The sequence below is a fragment of the Melittangium boletus DSM 14713 genome (assembly GCF_002305855.1).
Taxonomy (GTDB): domain Bacteria; phylum Myxococcota; class Myxococcia; order Myxococcales; family Myxococcaceae; genus Cystobacter; species Cystobacter boletus.
The window spans coordinates 604859-628128 of record NZ_CP022163.1; the positions used below are offsets into that span (position 1 = coordinate 604859).

Annotated in this window: 20 protein-coding genes; 10 read left to right on the top strand and 10 right to left on the bottom strand. The window is 66.2% G+C overall.

Going from position 1 to position 23270, the window contains the following annotated elements:
* Window positions 1-356 precede the first annotated feature (356 nt).
* The 4 genes from MEBOL_RS02600 to MEBOL_RS02615 are packed head-to-tail and all read left to right on the top strand — an operon-like array spanning window position 357 to window position 4203.
* Complete coding sequence (locus MEBOL_RS02600; protein WP_095975923.1) at window positions 357-1118, top strand: ABC transporter substrate-binding protein; 762 nt, start codon at window positions 357-359, stop codon at window positions 1116-1118.
* A gap of 40 nt (window positions 1119-1158) precedes the next feature.
* Window positions 1159-1944 (top strand): amino acid ABC transporter permease, encoded by a 786-nt coding sequence (locus MEBOL_RS02605; protein ID WP_095975924.1) that lies wholly within the window; start codon window positions 1159-1161, stop codon window positions 1942-1944.
* A gap of 9 nt (window positions 1945-1953) precedes the next feature.
* On the top strand, window positions 1954-2730 hold the full coding sequence (locus tag MEBOL_RS02610) for an amino acid ABC transporter ATP-binding protein (protein WP_281256633.1): 777 nt from the start codon (window positions 1954-1956) through the stop codon (window positions 2728-2730).
* 45 nt (window positions 2731-2775) lie between these two features.
* Window positions 2776-4203 carry a DcaP family trimeric outer membrane transporter gene (locus MEBOL_RS02615; RefSeq protein ID WP_095975925.1) on the top strand — a complete coding sequence of 476 codons (1428 nt, stop codon included), beginning with the start codon at window positions 2776-2778 and terminating at the stop codon, window positions 4201-4203.
* 120 nt (window positions 4204-4323) lie between these two features.
* Here MEBOL_RS02615 and MEBOL_RS02620 read toward each other — a convergent pair whose 3' ends face one another.
* Complete coding sequence (locus MEBOL_RS02620) at window positions 4324-5448, bottom strand: ABC transporter substrate-binding protein (protein ID WP_095975926.1); 1125 nt, start codon at window positions 5446-5448, stop codon at window positions 4324-4326.
* 261 nt (window positions 5449-5709) lie between these two features.
* On the opposite strand from MEBOL_RS02620, the gene MEBOL_RS02625 reads away from it, so the two are divergent.
* On the top strand, window positions 5710-7458 hold the full coding sequence (locus MEBOL_RS02625) for a CotH kinase family protein (protein WP_095975927.1): 1749 nt from the start codon (window positions 5710-5712) through the stop codon (window positions 7456-7458).
* Between the two features lie 43 nt (window positions 7459-7501).
* Here the strand turns inward: MEBOL_RS02625 and MEBOL_RS02630 are convergent, their stop codons facing one another.
* Window positions 7502-8635: a Kelch repeat-containing protein gene (locus MEBOL_RS02630; RefSeq protein WP_095975928.1), complete on the bottom strand. Its 1134-nt coding sequence runs from the start codon at window positions 8633-8635 to the stop codon at window positions 7502-7504.
* A 15-nt stretch (window positions 8636-8650) separates the two neighbouring features.
* Between MEBOL_RS02630 and MEBOL_RS40905 the strand changes: the two genes are divergently transcribed.
* Both MEBOL_RS40905 and MEBOL_RS02635 read left to right on the top strand, forming a co-directional pair.
* Window positions 8651-9082: a DUF4846 domain-containing protein gene (locus MEBOL_RS40905; RefSeq protein WP_157774723.1), complete on the top strand. Its 432-nt coding sequence runs from the start codon at window positions 8651-8653 to the stop codon at window positions 9080-9082.
* A complete protein-coding gene (locus MEBOL_RS02635; RefSeq protein ID WP_157774724.1) occupies window positions 9064-9696 on the top strand; it encodes a hypothetical protein in 633 nt (210 codons plus the stop codon). Before MEBOL_RS40905 ends, MEBOL_RS02635 begins: the two co-directional genes overlap by 19 nt.
* 275 nt (window positions 9697-9971) lie before the next feature.
* Here MEBOL_RS02635 and MEBOL_RS02640 read toward each other — a convergent pair whose 3' ends face one another.
* The 3 genes from MEBOL_RS02640 to MEBOL_RS02650 form a co-directional block, all read right to left on the bottom strand.
* The gene (locus MEBOL_RS02640; protein WP_342747731.1) at window positions 9972-10733 is read right to left on the bottom strand and encodes a hypothetical protein; all 762 of its coding nucleotides are present in this window, start codon (window positions 10731-10733) and stop codon (window positions 9972-9974) included.
* Window positions 10734-10858: 125 nt separating this feature from the next.
* Window positions 10859-11410 (bottom strand): hypothetical protein, encoded by a 552-nt coding sequence (locus MEBOL_RS02645; RefSeq protein WP_095975931.1) that lies wholly within the window; start codon window positions 11408-11410, stop codon window positions 10859-10861.
* Window positions 11411-11659: 249 nt separating this feature from the next.
* Complete coding sequence (locus tag MEBOL_RS02650) at window positions 11660-12268, bottom strand: DUF488 domain-containing protein (protein WP_179956369.1); 609 nt, start codon at window positions 12266-12268, stop codon at window positions 11660-11662.
* A gap of 191 nt (window positions 12269-12459) precedes the next feature.
* Between MEBOL_RS02650 and MEBOL_RS42240 the strand changes: the two genes are divergently transcribed.
* Complete coding sequence (locus MEBOL_RS42240; RefSeq protein ID WP_218920870.1) at window positions 12460-13950, top strand: glycosyl hydrolase; 1491 nt, start codon at window positions 12460-12462, stop codon at window positions 13948-13950.
* 44 nt (window positions 13951-13994) lie between these two features.
* On the opposite strand, the gene MEBOL_RS02660 is transcribed toward MEBOL_RS42240, so the two are convergent.
* Together MEBOL_RS02660 and MEBOL_RS02665 are read right to left on the bottom strand one after the other, a co-directional pair.
* A complete protein-coding gene (locus MEBOL_RS02660; protein WP_095975932.1) occupies window positions 13995-14417 on the bottom strand; it encodes a VOC family protein in 423 nt (140 codons plus the stop codon).
* 373 nt (window positions 14418-14790) lie between these two features.
* Window positions 14791-16485, bottom strand: a complete 1695-nt coding sequence (locus tag MEBOL_RS02665; RefSeq protein WP_095975933.1) for a CotH kinase family protein — start codon at window positions 16483-16485, stop codon at window positions 14791-14793.
* Between the two features lie 200 nt (window positions 16486-16685).
* Between MEBOL_RS02665 and MEBOL_RS02670 the strand changes: the two genes are divergently transcribed.
* Window positions 16686-17510 carry a hypothetical protein gene (locus tag MEBOL_RS02670; protein ID WP_157774725.1) on the top strand — a complete coding sequence of 275 codons (825 nt, stop codon included), beginning with the start codon at window positions 16686-16688 and terminating at the stop codon, window positions 17508-17510.
* A 42-nt stretch (window positions 17511-17552) separates the two neighbouring features.
* Here the strand turns inward: MEBOL_RS02670 and MEBOL_RS02675 are convergent, their stop codons facing one another.
* Together MEBOL_RS02675 and MEBOL_RS02680 are read right to left on the bottom strand one after the other, a co-directional pair.
* Window positions 17553-19484: a glycoside hydrolase family 5 protein gene (locus MEBOL_RS02675; RefSeq protein ID WP_170115431.1), complete on the bottom strand. Its 1932-nt coding sequence runs from the start codon at window positions 19482-19484 to the stop codon at window positions 17553-17555.
* Between the two features lie 455 nt (window positions 19485-19939).
* Window positions 19940-20968, bottom strand: coding sequence for an amidohydrolase family protein (locus tag MEBOL_RS02680; protein ID WP_157774726.1), 1029 nt, complete (start codon window positions 20966-20968; stop codon window positions 19940-19942).
* A gap of 314 nt (window positions 20969-21282) precedes the next feature.
* Here MEBOL_RS02680 and MEBOL_RS02685 point away from each other — a divergent pair, with 314 nt between their 5' ends.
* Entirely contained in the window at window positions 21283-21834 is a 552-nt protein-coding gene (locus MEBOL_RS02685; protein WP_095975937.1) for an alpha/beta fold hydrolase, read from the top strand.
* Window positions 21835-21843: 9 nt separating this feature from the next.
* Here MEBOL_RS02685 and hflX read toward each other — a convergent pair whose 3' ends face one another.
* Complete coding sequence (hflX, locus tag MEBOL_RS02690) at window positions 21844-23235, bottom strand: GTPase HflX (RefSeq protein WP_095975938.1); 1392 nt, start codon at window positions 23233-23235, stop codon at window positions 21844-21846.
* Window positions 23236-23270 lie beyond the last annotated feature (35 nt).

The window sequence follows — 23270 nt, forward strand, 5'->3', positions numbered from 1 at the left end:
GGACTGGAGCAGGCAGCAAGCACAGTCCGCGGAACAGTTGAGTGAAGCCCTCCCGTGTCCAATCCCAGTCCCTCCACGGCAGCATCGCCGCTCTCCGCCGGAGGAGAGGCCGAAAGAGCGGGCCGCGCTCGCTCCCCGGAGGTGCGTACTCGTGGGCAAGTGCGGGAGAGCCACGGAATCAGGGCAGGCACAGGAGCCAGGTGCTGGCGTACCTGGGCTTGACCCCGGCGGCCTGACGGCGAAGGAGCGCTCCCGGGCCCTCTCCTCGCGGCGAGAAGTTCTGATCGTCAGCCTTGTTTCGAAAGGGGCGGGTGCAATAGTCTCCGCGCGCCTGCATCCTCGGAGGGGTTGTCCACATGAAATTGCTGAGCCAACTTGTCGCCCTTGCGCTGTGCCTCGTAACCACCCTTGGCGAGGCTCGGACGTTCGAGGAGATCAAGAAGGACGGCAAGATTATCGTCGCCTCCGAAGGCGGTTTTCCTCCCTTCAACTTCTTCCAGGGCCCGAAGCTCACGGGCTTCGAGATCGAGCTCGCGGAGGCGCTGGCCAAGAAGATGGGTGTGCAGATCGAGTGGCGCGCCCTCGCGTTCGATGCGCTCCTCGCCGGCCTGCGCCAGGATCGCTGGGATATGGTGATCGCGTCGTTTGGCGTCACTCCCGTGCGTGCCAAGGCCGTCTCCTTCACCAATCCCCACTACTGTTCGGGCGGGGTGATCGTCGCGAAGAACCCGGCCATCCGAAAGGCGGATGATCTCGCCGACAAGGTGGTGGCGGTGCAGACGGGCACCACCTATCTGGAGAACGTCCAGAAGCTCGCGAAGGTGAAGGAGGTGAAGAACTTCCCGAAGGATACCGACGCGCGCGCCGCGCTCGTCAGTGGTCGCGTGGATGCGTGGGTGACGGACAAGTTCGTCGCCAAGGCCGCCCTGGAGGCGGCCCCCTCCGCGGGCCTGACGATTGGCGACTTCGTGTTCGTCGAGCACATCGCCCCCGCGGTGAAGAAGGGCAACACCTCGCTCGTGGAGGCCATCAACAAGGCCCTCCAGGAAGTCATGGCCGACGGCACGTACGAGGCGCTCTCCAAGAAGTACTTCAACGAAGACATCCGCTGCCGGTGAGCACTCGCCGCGACGACATCACTCCGCGCCGGACGCCTCAATGAACAGTCTTCTCTCCGTCTGGCCCCAGGCATGGACGCGTCAGCAACGCAGCAGCGCCACCATTGTCCTGGCGGTCGTCGTCCTGGCGGCGTTCTTGTGGCTCCTCGCCATCCCCCTCGCGCTGGTACCCGAGCCCATCGGCCCCGCCGCTCAGGAGTTCGCGGAAGGCGCGCGCGTCACCGTGCAGCTGACGCTCGTCTCGGGGCTGGTCGGCGTCGTGCTCGGCGTGCTCGCCGCCCTGGCGAAGCTGGCGCCCTTCCCGCCCCTGCGCTGGGTGGCCGGGCTCTACATCTGGGTGATCCGCGGCACACCTCTGCTCGTGCAGGTGCTGTTCGTGTTCCTCGCCCTGCCGATGCTCATCCCCGGAGTCCAGCTCTCGGACTTCAACTCGGCGGCCGCGGCGCTCGCGGTGAACGTGGGGGCCTACAACGCCGAGGCGCTCCGGGCCGGCATCCTCGCGGTTCCCAAGGGGCAGAGCGAGGCGGCCCGGTCCTTGGGCCTGTCGCCCGCGCAGACCTTCCTCCACATCGTGTTCCCGCAGAGCTTCAAGATCGCGCTGCCTCCCCTGGTGAACAACCTGGTGGCGCTGCTCAAGGACTCCTCCCTGGCGTATGTCATCGGTGTCGTCGAGCTGTCCAACATCGGCAACCGGGTGCAGGCCGCCACGTTCCAGCCCGTGCCGGTGTTCATCGCGACGGCGTGCATCTACCTCTTCCTCACGACCGTGCTGACCCAGATCTCGGGTGCCATCGAACAGCGGCTCGACGTCGAGCAGCGGACCTGAGGCCCACGCATGAACATGCCGCTCGCCCAGCCTCCCCCCACCGCCTCGCGACAAACGCCGCTCATCACCGTGGAGGGCGTGAACAAACACTTCGGCGCCGCGCATGTCCTGCGCGATGTCTCCACGCGCTTCCACGAGGGCGAGGTCGCCGTCATCATCGGTGCCTCCGGCTCCGGGAAGTCGACGTTCCTGCGCACGCTCAACCGGCTCGAGAAGCACGACTCCGGACGAATCGTGGTGAATGGCATCGAGCTGAATGACAGCGTGAAGAACCTCGATGCGATCCGCCGCGAGGTGGGCATGGTGTTCCAGCAGTTCAACCTGTTCCCGCACCTCACCGTGCTCGAGAACATCACGATCGCGCCACGCCGCGTCCGCAAGACTCCACGCCAGGACGCCCAGCGCGCGGCGCTCGAGCTGCTCGCCCGCGTGGGCATGAAGGATCACGCGAACAAATACCCGCACCAGCTCTCGGGCGGTCAGCAGCAGCGTGTGGCCATCGCGCGCTCGTTGGCGATGCAACCGAAAATCCTGCTCTTCGACGAGCCGACCAGCGCCCTCGACCCCGAGATGATCAACGAGGTGCTGGACGTGATGAAGGACATCGCCCGCTCGGGCATGACGATGATCGTCGTCACGCACGAGATGCGTTTCGCCCGTGACGTCGGTGATCGGATCCTGTTCTTCGATCAGGGCCGCCTGCTTCAGGAGGCGCCTCCCGACGAGTTCTTTGACAGACAACAAAACGAGCGGATCCGGGGCTTCCTGGGACAGCTCGCGCATTAACAGCGCAGACAGCGCGGCCATATTGGCTCCGAGGAGATAAAAGTCATGATGCGTAGGATGTTCGGAGGGTTCTCCACCGCGGTCCTGCTGTTGGGCTCCACCGCCCCAGCCGCCGAGCAGGCACAGCAAGACCCACCGCCATCGGACGTCGAGGCACTGCGCCAGGAGATGAAGCGGCTTCGCGAGGAGTTGGACGCCCTCAAGGCGGCACGGCCCGAGGCCCCCTCCGAGACCACCACGCAGGAGCGGCTCGACGCCGTCGAGGTGAAACAAGAGGACGCGGTCGTCACGGGTGACATCCCCGGCTCCTTCCGCGTGCCCGGCACGGACATCTCGATGCGGTTCTACGGCTGGGCGGAGCTGAACTGGATTCACGACTTCCAGGGCGACAGCACCGACATCGACTACGCGACGTTCTCCCCGTATCTGCCGCTCGAAGGCACGCCCGGGGGGAACCGCAAGAACCGTGACTTCATCCACGCCCGCACGTCACGGGTGGGGCTCGAGTCGGGCATGCCCACCCGCTTTGGCGTCCTCGGGGTGAAGATCGAAGGAGACTTCAGCAACGAGCCACGCACCGGCGACACCGCGCAGTACGGCTCTCCCCGCAACGTCATCACGCAGCTGCTGACGAACAGCTACGGCTTCCGCCTGCGTCATGCGTACGGCCAGTTCGGCGGACTGCTCATCGGTCAGACCTGGTCCACCTTCATGGACGTGAACAACTACCCCGAGACCGTGGACTTCAACGGCCCCGTGGGCGCGACCATCATCCGCCAACCGCAGATCCGCTACTCCTACGTCACCCAGTCGTTGGGCACCTTCACCGCCGCGCTCGAGAACTCGTCGAGCTATGTGCTCAGTGAGGAGGGCGCCGTGATGGCTTCGAGCCTGTCCCGCATGCCCGACTTCATCGTGCGCTGGGACAAGGGCTTCCAGTGGGGTGCGCTGAGCGCGCGCGCCATGACGCAGGAGTTCCGCGTCAATGATGGCGAGGAGGTGGACGCGCTCCGGCGAGGTTGGGGCGCCGCGGTCAGCGGGCTCGTGAAGGTCCGCGGCAGCGACATTCTCACCTTCGGCGTGACAGGGGGTAAGGGCGTGGGGCGCTACCTCAACTACTCCGAGGGCGCCCTCTACGAGCCGGAAGCCAATCGGCTCCGGCTTGAGAAGGCCATCGGCATCCTCGTCGGCTACCAGTTCAAGCCCACCGACTGGCTGCGCTTCAATGTGGTCTATGGCATGTCGCGCCACCTCGACGACGATTTCACCGAGCTCGCCACGTCGACCGGGATCGACAGTGGCCGCTTCGGCATCAACCGCTTCGTCCATCAGGCCAACTTCGGCCCCATCTTCACGCCGATGAAGAACGTCGACCTGGGGCTCGAGGCGAGCCTGGCCGAACGCGAGACGCTCGCCGGGGAGAAGGGCTACATGACGCGTCTGAACTTCATGGCCCGGTACTACATCAACTGAGCGACATGCGCCGGCCTTGGCGGCGGGCCGATGGGCCCGCCGCCCTCGTCCGAGGGCCGCGGGCGGGGAGGTGGGGCGCATGTCCTTCCGCCGCGCCGCGCGAAGCAGCCTCGCGAGGGCTCAGGGGATGAGCTGCGCGCTGGCGCAGGCGCTCGCGTACGCTCCCTCGCACAGCTGCGCGGCCGTCCAGAACTTGTCGGCGAGCACCGTGCTCTTCACGTTCTCCTGGGTGACGGCCACGGGGGTCAGCAGGATGGAAGGCACGTCCTTGGTGCCATTGTTCACCTTGCCGTTGATGCGCTCGGCTGGCGGCTTCTCGCCGCGCAGCAGCGCCACGGCCACCTCGGCGGCGATCTCCGCCTCGAGCTTGATGGCCAGGTAGACCGTCATGTACTGCTCGCCCGTGAGGATGCGCTGGACGGCCGTCAGCTCCGCGTCCTGGCCCGTCACGGGGGGCAAGGGGTCGATGCCCGCGGCCTTCATCGCCGCGATGGCGCCACTGGCCATGCCGTCGTTGGCCGAGTACACGCCGATGATCTTGTCCTTGCCGAGCCGGATGATGGCCTGCTCCATCTCCTGCTGGGCCTTGTCGGGGCTCCAGTCCGGGGTGTCGTACTCGGCGCCCACCGTGAGGCCGCTGCCATCGATGATGCCGTGGGCGCCGGACTTGTAGTACCGGGAGCTGTCGTCGGTGGGCGCGCCGTGGAGCATCACGATGGAGCCCTGCGTCTTGCCATCCGCCTTGAGCTTGTCCACCAGGGCCTGGCCCTGCAACCTGCCCACCTGCTCGTTGTCGAAGGAGACGTAGTAGTCCACGTCCGCGTTGAGGATGAGGCGCTCGTAGCTGAGCACCGCCACCTTCGACTGGCGGGCGCGCGCGACGATCGCCGCCGCGGAGCCGGAGTCCACTGGATCCAGCACGAGGACCTTGGCGCCGTTGACCAGGGCGGCTTCGGCCTGATCCTGCTGCTTGGCGACGCTCTGGTCGGCATTGCTGTAGAGCACCTCGCAGTCAGGGCACAGCTCCTTCACGCGGCGCTCGAAATGCGGCCGGTCATGGCTCTCGTAGCGCGCTGTCTTGGATTCCGGCAGCAACAGGGCGATCTTCCCGCCCGAGGGGGCCTTGGCCGGAGCCATGGCGCCTGGAGCCTCGGGCTGATCGCGCTTGCATCCGTGAGCCGCGAGCAGCAGTGCGGCGAGCAGTCCCGCGGTGCGGCGGGCGGACAGGGAGGAGGCTGGGTTCATGAGTGGGTGTCTTGGAGTGGGGGTAGACCGGTCAGTCCGCCCGGAGGTTACACGTCTATCGAGGGCAAGACGGAGTACACCGAGGGCGGCGCCGTGCAGGTGTCCACTCTGGCCGCGGCGTCTCCCCGGGAAGAACCCCTTTTCTCCACCTTGGAAGCCTGCTTCTCCGACTGAACGGGTGGATGCCATACACGGGGTTCTTGTGAACCCACGGGCCCGGCACGCTCCTTGAACTTCCCTTGGGCAAGAGGGGGGAGTTCCATGCGTGTCATTCCGTGGACGGTAGTGGTCGTGTGTCTGCTCGGCGCCTGTACTCCAACGGGGAGCACCTCGCGAGAACCCGAGGCGCCGCCTCCCGCTCCAGCGTCGCCCTCGGCGCCGGAGCCGAGCGGGCCCGAGCAGGAGATTCCCCCGCCGCCGCCGTGGACGCCCGCTTGGACCGAGCTGCAGTCGCAGGTGGAGAACTTCGAGCTCACCTTCGACGAGACCACGTGGCAGCTCATCAACGAGCCGAGCACCTCGGAGGACTACGCGCCCGGTCGTTTCAAGGCGCGGGGGGTGGAGTACGAGGTGGGGATGCGCCTGCGCGGCGATCAGGCCTTCTTCCACCCGAAGAAGAGCTGGAAGGTGGAGCTGCCCGAGGGGCAGGAGCTCGATGGGGCCCGCCACCTCAACTTCCTCGCCGAGTGGCTCGACGCGGGCCTGCTCACGGACGCCTTCGCCTATGAGCTGATGAACGTGGGAGGCTCCCACGTGCCACGGGCGCGCTACGTCACCCTCACGGTGAACGGCAGGTTCGAGGGCATCTTCATGCTGGTGGAGCAGGTCGACACATCCTTCCTGAAGGCGCACGACCTGTCCTCCGACTCGAGCATCTACCGGTGCGGCGGCAGGGACTGCGAGCTGAAGATCACCCCGAAGGCGCACTACCAGGCCCCCTGGGAGAAGAAGACCCAGGAGGAGCAGCCCTGGGATGACCTGAATGAGTTCCTCTGGAAGATCTCTCGCACCCCCGAGCACGAGTTCGAGGCTTTCCTCCGCCAGAACCTCGATCTGGAAGCGTACCTGCGCTACCTGGCCGTTGGCGCGCTGATCAGCATCAGCGGGATCGACGACTCGGGCAGCTACCTGGTGCGCGATCCGGAGCAGGGCCGGTGGCTCTACGTACCCTGGGATCTGAACAACAGCATGTTGCTGTACTACCACTACGAGCCGGTCGGCACGGACCCGAACGTGAAGCTGCCCCTGCCCGCCTTCACCGCCTACGACACGCGGCAGGAGCGCATCTACCAGTACAAGGAGGAGAAGTACGGGGGGGCGCACCTGCCCTTCAGCGCCCTGAACCAGCGCATCTGGGATCGTCCCGCCCTGCGCGAGCAGGTGCTCGATCACATCGAAACGCTGATGGCCACCGTCTTCACCGAGGAGGCCACGACCCAGCGCATCGATGGCGAGCACGCGCTCATCCGCGACCTGCTGCCGAGGGATCCCTATGTCGTGCTCCCGGCGGCGCGGTATGCCCCTGAGTTCCTCAAGCGGTACGTCACGCGCCGGCGAGCCTTCATCCAGCAGCAGCTCCCCCTGGAGCGTCACCGAGGCGAGGGCGGAGTGGTCATCAACGGCTTTGGCATCCTTCCGGGCTCGGCGGTCGACGCCCAGGGCCGCGCGGCGGGCTACATTGAGCTCTACAATCGCGAGGACACACCCGTGACGGTGGGGGGGATGACCTTCACCGATGACCTGAGCCGCCAGTTCAAGCACCGGCTGCCCAAGAGCCTGGTGGTGCCAGCGCATGGGACGCTGCGCCTGGTGGCGGACGGCAACGCCAAGGCGGGACCGGAGCATCTGCCCTTCAAGCTCCCCACCCAAGGAGGGGAGCTGGGGCTCTTCGACGGTCAGCGGATGACAGGAGTGGTGGACCTCACCTTCCATGCGCCGCTGGCACCGGGCCAAGCCTATGGGCGCCTGCCGGATGGGGCGGAGGACTGGGGCTGGCGCCAGGCACGGTGAAGTGGAGTGGGCCGCAACGCCCGGGCGCGCGACTGGGTGGCCCTCAGGGCGTGAAGATGGACGCGGTGCTCTGGTAGTCGAACACCGCGCCGAACACGAGCACCTGGCCCGACTGCAGCAGGGCGGCGGTGTTGTCCTTGGCCGTGTTCGGGGCGATGCCGACCACGGTCCAGGTGTTGGTGTACGGGTCGTACACCTCGCTCTGGGCGACGCCGCCGCCCGTGACGAGCACCTGACCCGAGTAGAGCAGCGTGGCCGTGTGGCCCAGACGCGGGTGGTTCATGGGAGCGGCGGCCGTCCACTGGTCGTTGTAGGGGTCATACAGGTCCACCGTGGGGCCGCCGACCACCAGCACCGTGCCGGAGTAGAGCCGCGTCGCGGTGACGTTGTCGCCGGTGCTGTAGCCAGAACGGGAGGTGGGAATGGAGGCCACCGCCCGCCAGCTGTTGGTGTCGGGGTTGTACACGGCCACCCGCTGGGTGTTGCCGCTCACCAGGAGCACCTCGCCCGAGTACAGCAGCACCGGGGTGGACAACCTGGTGTCGTGTCCGATGTTCCCAGCGAAGCTGAACCCGCCCGTGGCCGGATCGTACAGCTCCGCGCTCGTGGCGTTCTCATGGACGTCATAGCCATACTCGTGCCGCCGGATGACCTCGCCCCCCGTCACCAGCACCTTGCCGGACTGGAGCAGCGTGGCGCGGTGCTCCCAACGGCGCATGCTCATGTTGCCCACCCCGGACCAGGTGCCCGTGTCGGGGTCATACACCTCCGCGCTGGACACCATGCCTTGGTCGTTGTTGCCTCCGACCATCAGCACCTTGCCCGAGGCGAGCTTCACGGCGGCGCCCCGGGCGCGCATCCCGGTCGTGCCGCCCGTGGACTGCCAGGTGTTGGTGAAGGGGTCATACAGCTCCGACGTGGTGGTGAAGTAGGACGAGCCGCGCGTGTGGCCGCCCGCGAAGAGCACCAGCCCCGAGTTGAGCGCGATGGGCGGCGTCGAGGCGCGCTCCACCTGCATGGGCGCGGTCGTGCTCCAGGGGCTCGTGGTCTCGGCCTGGGACAGCGTCGCGAGCGGGGCGTGCGCGCCCATCTCCTCCCGGGCGGGGCCAGCCTCTCCACAACCCAGCAGCGAGGCGGCTCCCCACATCAGACACGACCATTGCAAGACATTCTTCATGAGGCCTCTCAAGAAATGACAATCGGGGAGAGAAAGCTTGTCATCACCGAGGGTGATGATGGCACGGGTGTAATATTCCTATGTGCACCAAAAATCAAGGACGATCCGGGAAATTCCGGTTGGCGCATCGCGTTGCCCTGGAGCGTCTGGAGTCAGCCTTCCCAGGCTCTTGGAACGGCGAAGCCTCCTCGGTATTCAATTCAGGTGCTGGACGTGGCGCGTGATGCCGGCGGACGGCGGGTGGCCCTGCTCGGCCAGGGCTACATCCCCGCGCAGGACTTCCATGTGCTCTCGCCGGGAGGGGACACGGCGCCGTGGTTCTCCCTCGACGGAGACACGGTGGACACGCCTGGTAGGCGACGGCGCCCTAGAATAATCGCGCATACGCTTCGTCCTACCCGCGTCTCACTTGCGAGGAGGTTGCCTTCATGCGCGTTCTTGGAATAAGTGCCGTTGGAATCGTCACGTTGCTCAGTTCACCCGCCTGGGCCGATCTGCCCGTTGTCCAGGAGGCGCACGCGGTCTGGGAAGGCTGTGACTACGCCATCCGGGTGGAGCAGGATGTCGACCCGATTCCCTATCCCCGGCCGCTCTACCGGGTTTCCGTGCGCAGCTCGGTTGTCTCGGCCGACACGTGCACGCTGGAGCCCCGGACCGTCGTACTGGGGACGTCGCTGCTCGAGCCACACATCGCGATCGCGGCCAATGAGCAGGGGCTCGTGGCGGCTTTCTCCGGAGGCGAGTACGTCCGGGCAATCGGCCCCTACGCCGCGACCTATGTACGTCGGCTGGAGCCGAGCACCTTGGCGACCCTGCGGCAGGAGATGATCTCGGCGGGGTGGACCTCGGCGCCGGGAACGGCGGGAGGGCCCGGGACGGCGGACGTGGTGCGCCTGGCGATCTACCCCACCCACCTCGAACTCAAGGGCATACGGAGTGGCAACCTGGTGACGGCGTACCCGAGCGGTGACTCCCGCTTCGAGGAGGGCACGGGCTTCGCGGCCTTCTACTCCAACTTCTTCGGGGTGAACCAGAAGCCGCCCATCCTGTTCGTCTATTGAAACAGGCGGCGCGCCGCGCTCGCATCCCTTCCGGGCCTCACGAGGGCCGCTGACGGGGCCGCCCGAGCAGTGCTTTGGGCCGGTGCGCAAGCCGCGCGGCCCCTTGGTTGTCTGGTTTTCGCTACCACTTGGTATCGAGCCCTGACGCGCCCTAACCTGCCCGCAAGGGGTAACAGGGGGGGTTGGGAATATGGCCGGATGGGTGTCCAAACCGGTGATGACCCGCCCTCACGCCATCCGAGGGAGTAGACTCGGCTCAGAGCGGCGGGCAACCCCTATTCCAATTGCCTGTCCCAGGCAGCCAACTGCATGGTCACCGTGTATTTGTAGGCGCTGGAGACATCCTCGAAGTCTTTCGGGGAAAGCGTGTTGAGGCATTCACGCAGGAAGCCCGGGTCGCAGAGCACCTCGCGGTGTTTGAATTCAGTATCAACCTCGACCAGGGCGGGAATCACCCGGAGCAAGGCTTCCATGCAATCATCGCGGGTCGCGCGAGACATGCGCTCCACCGTCAACGCCAGGTGCTCGCGCACCGATGTGGGGCCCCCGGGACACCACGCATCCAACGTCTCGCTGTAGATGTACTTGATGAGTTCATCGAGCGTGTGGTGGGTGTCGGGCACCCTGTACGTGTAACGCGGGCCCTGGAGCACGTCCCAGAAGCGCAGCAGCGCGGCGAGCCGCCTGGCCATGCGCTTGGCGCTCCGCGGTGGAAGAGGTGACACGGCATGGTCGAGCGCCCCCCATGGGGTGCTCAGGCAGAAAGACTCGAAGGCCTCCTCCATGCGCTGGCGCTCCTCTTTCGGGACGCCGTCATTCAAGCTCATGAAGACGCTGAGGAGCATGTAAATCCGCCAGCGCGGACGGGGAATGAGGTTGGAGTCGGCTACGGAGTCCATGATCAGCACCTCGCCGGGCAGTACCTGGAGCATCCGCTGGGGCTGGGTGAAGCCACCCGTCTTGCGGTATTCGCGGGCCCACCCCTGACCCGTGGCTCTCACCTTTCGGCGGATGGCGCTGGTGAGGTCGTGGAGCATCGCTGGAAACTCGAGCACAGGGGACTGTGGCACGGTCATGGCGCTGGCCCTACCACAGCGGTCATGTGCATCTCAAGCGTCCGACATTGCGCCCGCTCCAAGGTAGGCAGATGCCTTCGGTTCGCTCAGTGGCAGTCCACGGGTAGGTAGACCTGGCCCTGAAAGCCGCTGGGCCAGTCGCCTCTTTCGTAGGCTGCCCGGATCGCCTGCTCGGCCATCTCGCCGCGCTGCTCTACCTCTTCCCTGGGCAATTCTTCCTCCTTTTGGGCCGCGCGCTGCTTCCAGGATGCATTGGGGCTCTTGCTCCGATAGCTCCAGCGGTAGAGCGTTACTCCGGGCTCTGGCGTGCGCCAGGACAACTGCCAGAGCGCTCCCCCGCTCTCGAAGTCGAGGAAGAGCGAACCCTCGAAGCCGGTGCCTCCCTTGAGCTTCTTGTCGGGCTCAACGACCGTATTGAGCGCCGTCAAGTAGCGCCCGGCCTGCTCTCGACCCTGCCTGCGCCCCTCTACGTTGTCTGGTTTTATCTCGAAGAGCACGAGCGCACGGGTATCGGTGATATCCGGGCGCAGGCGTCTGACGAACTCCGAGAGACGCTCGGGGTCGCCCAGCCCCGACCTCTTCACGATGTCGTAGAGATTGACGGTGTCTAGGAAGACGACACTGGTGGGGTGCCGCACGCTGTACTGCCTGCCAATGGCTTCATGCGCGGCCCGGCCAAGAAAAGCGCTCCAGGGTTCGTTGGAGTCTGGCTTGCGGCCCGGGATCTTGGAGGAGGGAGGCTCTATCGGTTCGGCTCAACGCGATAGATGGCTTCTGAGGAGGTGGCGGGAATCGAAGCCGCCGCCTCCCAGCGGCTACGCCGCCTGCTGGGTCTGGACCTCGGCCTGGTCTTCTCTGCCCCCATCCAGGGGATCCCACCCTCAACCCTACACGCTGGCGCGGCCGCGAGCACTCACAACGGACGAGGCGCCCTCCTGGCTTCCTGGATAGAGCACCTGTCTGCCGTGCAGCTGCGCGAAGGGCGTGAGCGTGTGGGGCGTGGCGCGGGTGCGGCTGCTGATGTGCAGCACCTCCACGCCCCGGGCATACAGCGCGTCCGCCACGAGCGAGCGGTGGCACCGCCAGCGCACGGCCTCGGCGCACATGAGCGCCAGGGGTCCGTCCGGAGTGAGCTCCCGCAGCTCCTCGAGTCCGCGCGCGAACTCGTCCGTCCGCATGTAGTCCGCGTAGCCTCGAAAGCTGGCATTGCGCCAGGCGCTGTTCGGCGAGTCCTTGCGCGCACGCCGCAGTCCGCCGAGCCGCGGGAGGTGCACGTATCGGATGTCCGCCTCGGCGAGCGTCCGGGGAAGCGTGTCCTGATTGAATTGGGGATTGGTGCGAGAGCGCGGCACCGTGCGAATGTCCACGAGCGTCCGGATGCCGTACGTCTGGAGCAAATCCACCAGTTGCTCCCCCGAGCGCGTGGAATGGCCCACCGTGTAGATGCGCGCCCTGGCCCAACCCGGCGCTCTCCTCCTTGGCCGCTCGGTGCTCATCGCTGATGCCTCCTGGGACAAGGTATGCATGGTGCTGGTACGCCTGCCGCTGGTTCGCGGGGGTCAAGCGAACCAGTCGGCAACCGTGGATCCGCTTCCTCTGACCGCGGTTGACCCGGGAAAAATCCTGATTGCTTCTATTCAAGGGAGACCAGTAAAACGCCCAAAACCAATATTCCTGGAGAACCTCCTTGCCCCCCATATCCGCTCCCGTCCGCAAGCTCACCGTCGGCTTCGCCTTCCTCTCCTCTCTGATGGCGTGCTCCGGACAGACGACGGACGCCCGCACCGAGGACACGCAGGGCACCCGGGAGACGGCGGCGCTCGCCGCGAGCCAGCTCTCGGTGAACCTGCGCGCCTGGTCGGGCCACTACCTCGTGGCCGACAAGGGCGGCGGCGCGGCGCTCCAGGCCTACAGCACCTGGGCCAAGGAGTGGGAGACCTTCACCCTCACGGACCTCAATGGCGGCACGCTCCAGAGCGGAGACGTGGTGACGCTGCGGGGCATCGGCGGCCAGTGGGTCTCGGCCGACAAGGGCGGTGGCGGCGCCATCTCCGTCAACGCGCCGCACGCCCTGGGCTGGGAGGAGTTCCGCATCGTCAAGGTGGGCGGCACGGGCACCATCGCCTCGGGGGACAAGATCGCCCTGCAGACCACCCTCGGCGGCCAGTTCCTGAGCGCCATCGACTCGGGCGGCGGTGATGTGCTGGCCACCGGCGTGTCGGCGCGCGAGTGGGAGACCCTGACGCTCTACACGCTCGGCTCGGCGCCGGTCACCACGCCCAAGCAGCGGGTGCTCGACTACATCAAGAGCATCTCCGGCTCGAAGACGATCGCCGGCCAGCACAACCGCGAGCCCAACTGGGAGCCCGCCAAGTGGACCAACGCCATCAACGGCACCACGGGCCGCTGGCCGGGCCTGTGGAGCGGTGACTTCCTCTACCAGCAGGAGAACATCGACAGCCGCTGGACGATGATCAACGAGGCGAAGAAGCAGTTCGCCGCGGGCGCGGTCGTGCAGCTCATGTGGCACTCCTGCCCTCCCACCCAGGGCGAGGCGTGTGCCTGGCAGGGCGGCGTCATCAGCAAGCTGAGCGACAGCCAGTGGAACGAGCTGCTCACGGATGGCTCGAACCTCAACCGCATCTGGAAGACGCGCGTCGACCGGCTCGTGCCCTACCTGCAGGACCTGAAGAACAACGGCGTGGCGGCCCTCTTCCGCCCGTACCATGAGATGAACCAGGGCGTCTTCTGGTGGGGCGGCCGCACCGGTCCGCAGGGCACGCGCCGCCTGTATCAGATGACGCACGACTACCTGACCAAGACCAAGGGCATCGACAACCTCATCTGGGTCTGGGACGTGCAGGACCTGAGCTGGAACTTCAGCGACTACAACCCCGGGGACGCGTACTGGGACATCGCCGCGCTCGACTTCTACAACGGCGATGGCTTCACCAAGGCCAAGTACGACGCCATGCTCGCGGTGGCGGGCGGCAAGCCCATCGCCATTGGCGAGTGCGATCGCCTGCCCAGCGCGACGGAGCTGCGCAACCAGCCGCGCTGGGTCTTCTTCATGGGCTGGTCCGAGCTCGTCTACGACCGCAACTCGGCCACGGAGCTCAAGAACATCTACGCCGCCGACAACGTCCTGACGCGCGACGAGCTACCGGGCTGGCAATAGGACGCGAGCGCGCCCAGTGCGCCCGCCAGGGGAAAGAGGTGCCGTCAGGTCGCCTTGACCCTGGCGCTGTTGAACATCCAGCTGATGCCGAACTCGTCGCAAACCACGCCGAACAGGCCACCCCAGGGGGCGTCGATGAGCGGCTGGATGAGCTTGCCGTTCGTCGCCAGCGCGTCGAAACAGCGCCTTGCCTGCTCGGGATCGTCGAGGTCGAGGGCGACGCTCACGCTCCCGGTCTGCGGCGGCGCCCCATCATTGGGGCCATCGCTCATCATCAGCAGCGCGTCACCCACGCGCAGCGCCGCGTGCATGACCCGGCTCTTCATCGCCGCGGGGCAACTCTGGTCGACGTCTCCAAACCGCTGCATCGTCTCGATTTTCGCATCGAGGGCGCGCTGGTAGAGGGCAATGGCCTGCTCGACCCTGCCGTTGAGGATGAAGTACGGGGTCGCTGCCTTGATCGTCATGCCGGATCCTTTCGATGGAGAGAACGACTCTCCAGGGGAGTTTCAGCCCATGGACAGCGGGCCCCGCTCAAAATCATCGATCATCCTGTCGATTCCGCGAGAAAGAGGATGACGCAGCGCATCAACCCCGGCTCAGTCCGCCTGATCTCCCGGGCCGCCGGGGACGAAAATGAGCGCGGGCGCCTTGTTCTCCGCCGTGGCTCCGTCCAGGTAGAAGGCCATCCGCTTCCCGCTCCGGGCGCACGGCCCTGATGGTCCATGCGCACCAACCCAGAAAGGTAGTGGAGCGCTGAGCGGATGCGACAGGCACTCATGGCAAGCCGCGCCCCGCCACACGAATGGGAAGTGTGTCGACCCTTCCCAGGGCGTTCGGTCAGGGAAGAGCGCAGATGAAATTCGCCGCGCCGTTGCAGGCGCTGTCGTTCCAGGCGCCGCCCGACCCATACATCTGCGTGCAGTCTTCATCCCCCCCATAGTTGTTCGGTTCGCCCGACGCCCAGGCGGTGTAATGACGGGGCGAGCCATCGGTCCAGGTGTAGTCGCCCTCCTGGACCCGGTCGTTCAGCCCCAGCCACCAGGAGCCCGTGGAGAGGGCTCGGGCCCCGGCCAGCACGGCGTCCTGGGTCGCCTGGTCGTGGATGGAGACCAGATGTCCTCCCTGGGTCACGCAGTCCGCCTCGGCGTCCGCGAAGCTCAGGGCCTGGGCGCAGAAGGCCAGCTTGCCCCCCTTGGGCGCGGGCCGCACCGTGCAGCGAGGGCACTGCGCTGGGTCCACGCACCCGACACGCGATTGGAGGTCGGCCGGCCGGTTGTTCAGGAAGTCGAGGGTCTCGGACATCTTGGTGTAGACGGTCCCCACGCTCACCTCCTTGCGCGGGTCCATGTACACCGCGGGCCAGAGCAGTGAGCCGAGGCCCAAGGCCTGCTCCTGCAAATCGAGGCCGAAGGCACTGTCGAGCACCTGTGTGTAGGCCCGCGCCAGCTTCACCTTGCAGGGCTGTGACGCGACGCACTTCTGTTGCAGCCGCCCCTGGGCCGCCCAGGGGTCCGTGTATTGAACGAAGGTCTGGTCGATGCCCCAGGGCAGGAAGACCCAACGTCCGTCCGATGGGCGGCGGTAGAGGTAGTAGTTGTTCTTGCCAGCGGCGTAGCCGTCCCAATGGCCGAGGAACAGCTCGGTGGCCGCGAAGCGCAGATACAGGTCCATGTCGATGACCTTGTCCGCGTCCTCCAGGAACGTGGCCGGGTTGTTCATCTGATCGAGCGCCCGCGCGAGCTGGGTCAGGTCCGCGAACCCGACGTCTTCGCCCTTGTCCTGATCGAAGGTGCTCTCCTGGCCGACGGAGAGGTCGCTGCCGTATTGGCCCTCGTACAGGTTGCCGTCATCGCTGCCAAACCAGTGCTTGAGGAAGACGGGGTTGTCGGTCGCCTCGATGGTGGCGTAGAGGCCATACAACGCACCGTTCACGTGCACCGTGGCGTAGGCCGAGCGGGGGGCGGGAACCTCCATCTCGCGAAACAACATGTAGCCGAGCCGCTCGTGGATCATGCTCGGGTCCTGCACCATGTTGTTGAGGGCGAGCTTCTTGAGGCCCAACAGCGTCTGCTTGTCCTGGAATTTGTCGAACTTGAGCAGGAAGCCCGCCTTCTGGCTGAGCTTGCGCGAGGAGCCAATCCGTCCCTTGAGGCGCACGCCGATCCGCTCGAACTCGAGGGTCTGGCCGTCGAGTTCGAAGCGCAGATCGCCCTCCACGTAAGAGTCTGGCTTGGCATTGAGGGAGTCGATCGCCTCCTGCTCGAGGGTGAGCTCGAAGCGGGGAATGCTCGTGCCGGCGAACAGGGCCTCGGAGGGACGCACCTGAGGGCCAGCGTCAGGGACTCCCGCGTCTACCGCGTCCGGTTCCCCCGCGTCACCAGGTCCACCCGCGTCGCCCGGGAATTCAGCGCCCGCGTCGTGGAACTCGGATGGCGCATCCTTTCCCAACTCGTCGCCACCACAGGCGGGGGCAAGCAAGGAGCAGGTAAGCAACAGCGGCAGCAGGACCAGGGGTTGGCGCGAGGAAGTCACGGACGGGTTTTATCCGATTTATTGGGGAAATCCCGTCTTTCCAATTTCGCCCCGATGTGAAAAGATGATGGATTGGAATGACTTTTCTCATGATTCGAGCCTTCCCCCTGTTGATTGCGCTTCTGCTGTCCGTCCCGGCTTTCGCCCAGTCACCCAGACTCGGGACACAAGCCCCCAGCAACCGCCTGATCCTTCACAACGTGGCCATACTGCGCCTCAACCCCCTGGGGTTGGAGAACCAGACGCGCTTCGGCTACCAGTCGGTGCTCTACCGCAATGACTCGGCGCTCTTCCGAGACAACTACCTCTACCTGGGCGCCAGTTCGAAGCTCAACCCCGCTGGAATCAAGATAGGACCCATGGTGGAGCTCCAGCCCCTCTCCGTGTTCACCCTGCGGCTGCTGGGCGAGTACGTGGGCTTCTTCTCCACCTTCAATGCCATGCAGTCGTTCTCATCGCCCAATCAGGAGTATTCGGACGCGTTGCTGGCCGCGCGGGGAGCCTCGGGGGAGAACTATGCCGCTTCGGGACTGCACTTCATGATCGAGCCGCTGCTCCAGATGAAGGTGGGGCCCCTCCTGTTGCGCAACCGCTTCTCGCTCGAATACTGGAGCATGGCTCTGCGGGGAACGGACCGTGTCTGGTATGACCCCACGCCGGACACGCTGCTGCCCGGCAGGGGCTTCACGCTCGGCAATGAAGCAGACATCCTCTTCGCGGGGCGCCCGTCCCTGCTGCTGGGGGCTCGCTACAACCTGCTCAAGCCGCTCTACCGTGCCCGTGACTTCGCCGCGGGCGAGGTCGAGTCCAGGAACAACGGTTACCAACGGCTGGGCCTCCTGGCGGCATACATCTTCTGGGAGGAGCCCTACACGGCCTTCAACAGGCCCACCCTCCTCCTCAACGTCGCGTGGTACCTCCAACACCGCTACCGCGCGGGCGCGGAGGTGAGCCGGTCCGTTCCCTACGTGGCGCTCGCCTTCTCCTTCCAATCGGACTTGTTGGACGGGGCCGCGCGTAACTGAGCCGCGACACCGCCCTCCCCCAGAGGGTCAAACAGTGACGTCTCAGGGCTTGCCGAGGTGCCGCTCCAGCACTTGCGCCTGCGACAGCGGAATCAGCGAGGGCTCGATCTGGTAGACGTTGTTGATGTTCGGCTTGGTCGCGCCCTCCCACGTGCCCGTCGTCCACATCGTCGCGCCCATGCCCACCTCGTCGAGGAAGGACAGGAGCAGCTCGCCGTCCGCGTTCCAGGCCGCGGTTTCATCCGGGCGCCTGACGGAGTTGGGCCAGCCGAACTCGCCGAGGAAGCCGCGGGTGCCCTGAGCCGTGACCCAGTCGCTGAAGACCTTCACCCGGGCGACACCGCGCGCGCCCACGGACGCGTAGCCGTCACGCTGGGCCGCGGCGAGCTCGTTCGCGTGGGTGCTCTCGTACTTCCCGCTCCGGTCGAAGTAGAAGTGAGCGTGATACATGATGTTGTTCTTGGGGTCGTTCACCCACTTGACCGGGTGGTTCTTCGGCCACTGATCCGTCGAGGCGTAGTCATAGCCTTCCACCATGATGATCTTGTCCTCGCCGAGCGCCCGGAGGGCATCCACCGCCGCCTGGGAATAGGACTCCCAGACCTGCGGCGGCGGCTGCTCGCCCGACTGGGTCCCCTGGGCCACGTTGTCGACGTAGAAGACGAACGGGGCGCTGCCGTCGCTCGAGTCGACGATGAACTCGATGGTGAAGGAGCGGTTGTTGGTCCACGCGGCCGCCGGGGGCTTGAAGTACACCCGGACTTCCTCGCCCTTGTTCACCGCGAAGGGCTCGCCGAAGTGGCTCACATAGGAGCTGTCCATCAACACCAGCCGGGCCCGGACGCTGCCGGGGGTGGTGGTGGGCACGAAGACCTTCGCCTGGAAGGTCGGACCATTGGCGAGACCCGCGCGCTTGATGTCCGCCTTGAGCCCCGCGCCCAGCACCTTGCCGCTCCCGGCGCTGGCGGTGGCGGTGATTCGCAGCGAGCCCTGGTTGTCGCGCACCACCCGGGCCACGGAGGTGTCCCGGGTGTCCCGAGGCAGCCAGCCCTCGGTGTTGGACTCGAAGTTCGCGAACGTGACGGGGTTCGAGTAGGTGCCCTCGAAGTACGGCAGATCATGCGGCTCGTTCATGATGTCGTAGGCATAGAGGGCGGCATACGCCTCCGGGTTGCTCCGGATGGCGGTGGCGATCCGCCGCCACGCGTCCGCGTACTGCGCCTTCGTCGGGGCGCCCGCGCTTCCGAAGGGCCGCGTCACGCCGCCAGACGTGTAGCGCGCGGAATTGTGCATGTCGACGATGACGCCCAGCCCCGCGGTGTGGGCGTACTCGAGCGTGTCCAGCAGGTAGTTCAGGTAGGTCGTGTTCAGGGCACCATTGAGCACTGGCTGGACGCGCTCCCAGAGGAAGGGAATGCGCACGACGTCCAGACCACGGGACTTCAGCCGCTGCATACCGGCCAATGTCGGCTTGGGGTAATTGGTGCCCATGACGCCTGGCAGCGCCCCAGCCGCGTTGCCCAGATCCATGATGTTGATGCCCCGCACGTAGCTCTGGGCAGGCGCGGCGTCCGCGTGGAACGTGAACATGTTGTCGATCCGCGCCACGTTCATGTAGACCGCCGAGCCGGAGGCGTCGGTCGCCTGGGTGGTCCAGACGTATTCCCCCGTCGTCAGGTTGGCGGGAATCGTGAAGCTCGGCTGGTAGCGCCGCTTCTCTCCGGCGGCGAAGCCCTGGCCCGTCACTGTCTGGGTATAGACGGCGGTGGTGGAGATGGCGCCGCCCGGCGTATAGGGCCGCACCTGGAACGTGAACGTGACGTTCGACACGGCTTCTGGAGACTGCGGGACGATGGTGAAGCCGACCGTCTGGCCCGCGACCGCTGTCCGAGGGGACGTATACGCGCCCGTGTTCACGAACGTGAGCGCGCTCGCGCTGAACGGAAGGCCGACCAGCAACAGCGCGGCGGCCATCCAGAAATGTCTTCTTGTTTCACGACAAATATTTCCCATGATTCTCTGCTTTTACAGCTTCCACGGACTTCGCACCAGCCCCTTCTGGCAACAGAGTGTTCCGCGGGAGGAAGAATTCACGGGCACGTCTCTGTCATGCACTTGCAAATCTTCGTGGTGTGCACGTCGCTGATGGCCGCGCAGGAGGGCGCCGTCGCGGGACAATCCGCGTTCGTGACGCAGAGTATCGCGCACCTCCCTTCATCTGGATGACAGATCTCGGACTCAAGGCAATCCTTGTCACGGGAGCAGCTCAGGTCGCCGGTTGGCCTGCAACCCGTCACCACCAGGCTCAACCCCATCAGCGTGCTCCACATGCCTACCCTCTTCCGCATTCTCGACGTCCTCTCTCTGGCGCCCACCCCAGCGCCCCGGCCGCCCACACGCGGCACGAGGCACTGGGACCGCGGCGGCCGCTACTTCGTGCCGGCCGTCGCTCCGGTATAGACGCGGATCCCGTCCTTCCAGGTCTCCACGACAGGAATATCGCGCATCTTCAGGTAGCAGTCGCCCAGGGTGAGCGGATCCTGGGCGAGGATGACGAAGTCCGCGAAATGACCCGTGTCCAAGGAGCCGACCCACTTGTCGGCGTAGCACTGCCAGGCCGCGTCGTAGGTGACGGCCCGCAGGGCCTGCTCCTTCGTGATGCACTCGTAGGGATTCAGCGCGGGAGGCTTGCCCCCCTCGGTGGGAGGAGCGGCCTCCATGATCCGGGTGATGGACTGCTCCATCATGCGCAGGGGCCCCAGTGGGCTCACCTCGCAATCGCTGTGGAGGGAGATCCGCAGTCCGGCGTCGAGCGCGGAACGGCAGAGATCCAGGTGCTGCTCCGCCTTGTCCTTGAAGATGACCTGACGGAAGGCATGGCCCCAGTAACCCACATGCCCGATGAGGAAGCTGGGAGAGATGCCCTTGTCCCGCATGGTCGTGATCTGCTCCGGGACGAGCAGGGAGCAGTGCTCGATCCGATGGCGGCGGGCTCCTGCCTGCTGCTTGGAGATGGCCTCGTCGTACACCTGCAGGGTGAACCGCACGGCCTGATCACCATTGGCGTGGATCATCAGCGGCCACCCCTTGCCCATGGCGGCCTTGATCAAGCTCCGATAGGCATCCGGCACCTCCGTGGGTTGGTCCTGGTTGGGATCCGTGAAGTTGAAGAGGCCATGATTGTTGGCGGGACGACAGGCGTAGGGGTCGACCTGGTAGCCCGTCAGGCCCTGCGCATTCATGGCGGCCTCGACATCCGAGAGGCGTCCAACAGCGATCACCTTGCCCTGATGGATACCGATGGCATCCACGGGCTTGCTCGAGCCATTGATGAGGGGGCGGATGGTGCCACCCGTGATGATCTGGGAGACCGGTGTGGAGGCAGCGTCCCGCTCCCGGCGTTGGAACAAGGCACTCAACAACTCGGGCTTGAACAGTTTCTTCTCGAGGACCGACACCACGGGATTGCTGCAGGAGCAGTGGGCGCAACCCGAGCCTGAAGGGTGGGAATGGGTCATGAAGTGGTGGCCCAGGCCGGATTCCGTGCCCCTGGACCCCCCGAGTCGGAGTCATGGCAAAACAGATGCCAGGGCGGAGCCAAGGGCGCCACGAGGGAGCGCTCCACGCAGAGGGGCGGAGTTGATGTGTCGGAAGTCGACGTTACGTGTCAGCCGACACGTCAGCGAGGCGCGCCCCCCTGTTGAACGCGGGGGCGTTCGCATGGAGCAGCAACCGCTCTCCACGCCCATCGCGAGGTGACTACCTTGAGGATATGAGCTTCTCGACAAGGGCGATCCAGGGGCCAGTGGGACGGCTGGCTGTCAGCACGGCGGGCCAGGGCGGACTTCCCGTTCTCTTCGTACATGGCCATGGCGGCGACCGGACACAGTGGGCGGCCCAGCAGGCGTTCCTGGTGCAGCGCAGCGTGTCCTTCGATCTGCGGGGAATGGGTGAGTCGGACCCCGACCCCGCGGGCCGCTACCACGTCCGGGACTTCGCGGAGGACGTGGGCGCGGTGGCGGACACGCTGCACCTGGAGCGCTTCGTGTTGGTGGGGCACGGCTTCGGCTGCGGGGTGGCGAGCGAGTACGCGGCGCTCCATCCCGAGCGAGTGGCGGGGCTGGTTCTCGGGGATCCGGAGGGCAGCGTGAAGAAGCCCCTCTCCGAGGGGTTCGACCCACCGGTTCAGAGGTTGGTGATGGACGCCCCCGAGTCCTTCAACGCCGCATTGGACGCGTTCCTCGCCGATGTGGAGGCCCACCTGGTCCTGGAGGATGCGAGGCTCCCCGGCCCCACGGACGCGAGCGGAGCCCTGACGATGTGAGCCGAGGCCTCAAGCGTTTCCGAAGGCGTGGGTCAGTCGGGCAATCGCCGCGGGAAGCGCGCGAATCATCAGCCGCCGGCCGTTCTCATCGAAGGCCTCGGAGAGGACCCGGGCATTCTCGTACACCTCGTTGATGCGCCCCTGGCGGGCATAGGGAATCACCAGCTCCGCCTCGACCATGGAACGCTCGAAGAACTCCACCACGCTCTGGCGGAGCGCGGCGACATCGTCCGGCGAATGCGCCGAGAGGACCCGCGCCTCGGGGTGCCGCTGGAGCAGGGCTTCGCGTTGCTCGGCGGAAAGCCGGTCCGCCTTGTTGAACAACAACCGGCTCGGCACACCCTGCGCTCCAATCTCGCGAAGGACCCCTCGGGAGACCTCGAGTTGGGTCTCCCAGGTGGGGTCGGAGGCATCCACCACGTAGAGCAGCAACGAGGCCTCTAGCGCCTCATCCAGCGTCGAGCGGAAGGAGGCCACGAGGTCGTGCGGCAGCTTCTGGATGAAGCCCACGGTGTCCGAGACCAGTACCCGGGGCCGGGTCTCCGGTTGCAGCGCCCGCACCGTGGTGTCCAGCGTGGCGAAGAGCTGATCGGCCACCAGCACCTCGCTCCCCGTCAGGGCACGCATCAGCGAGGACTTGCCCGCGTTGGTGTAGCCCACCAGCGCCACCCGCAACTGGTCCCTCCGGGCGTAGCGCCGCTGCGCCTGGTCCTGCTGGATGACCGCGAGCCCCTCGCGTAGCTCGGCGAGCCGGTCGCGAATCTTGCGGCGATCGAGTTCCAACGCCGAGTCTCCCGAGCCCCGGCCTTGTTGCCGCTCGCGGCTTCCCGTGGACTCGCGCATGCGGGGGGCGAGGTAGTTGAGCCGCGCGATCTCCACCTGCATCCGCGCTTCGCGGCTGCGGGCATGGCGATGGAAGATGTCCACGATGACGCCCGTGCGGTCGAGGACCTGGGCGCCGGTGGCCCGCTCCAGGTTGCTCAACTGGCTGGGCGAGAGCTCATGGTCGACCACCACCACCGTGGGCCTCGCGACGGGCTGGGTGGCGTCCACCTCGGCTTCCGGTTCCGCCACGGAGCCTTCATCCTGGGGTACCGCGTCTTCCTCTTCGGATTCCCAGCGCTCGCGAGCCTTCGACTTGCGTACCTGCGCGCCAGAGGGAACGAAGCCCCGGCCCCCCGTGAGCTGGGCCAGTTCCTTGAGCTTTCCGGTGCCGAGGACCGTCCCCGCCGCGACGCCTTCGCGGCGCTGGGTCACGGTCGCGACGACCTCGTAGCCGAGGGTATGCACCAGCCTCCCGAGTTCGGCGAGGTCGGCGGCGTGTTCGGTGTCGGAGACGCCAGGGAGTTGGACGCCCACCAACACGGCGAAAGGGCGTGGATCGGAAGAGGATGGTGACATGACGGAAGAACTCCAGCACGAATGACCCGCGCTGG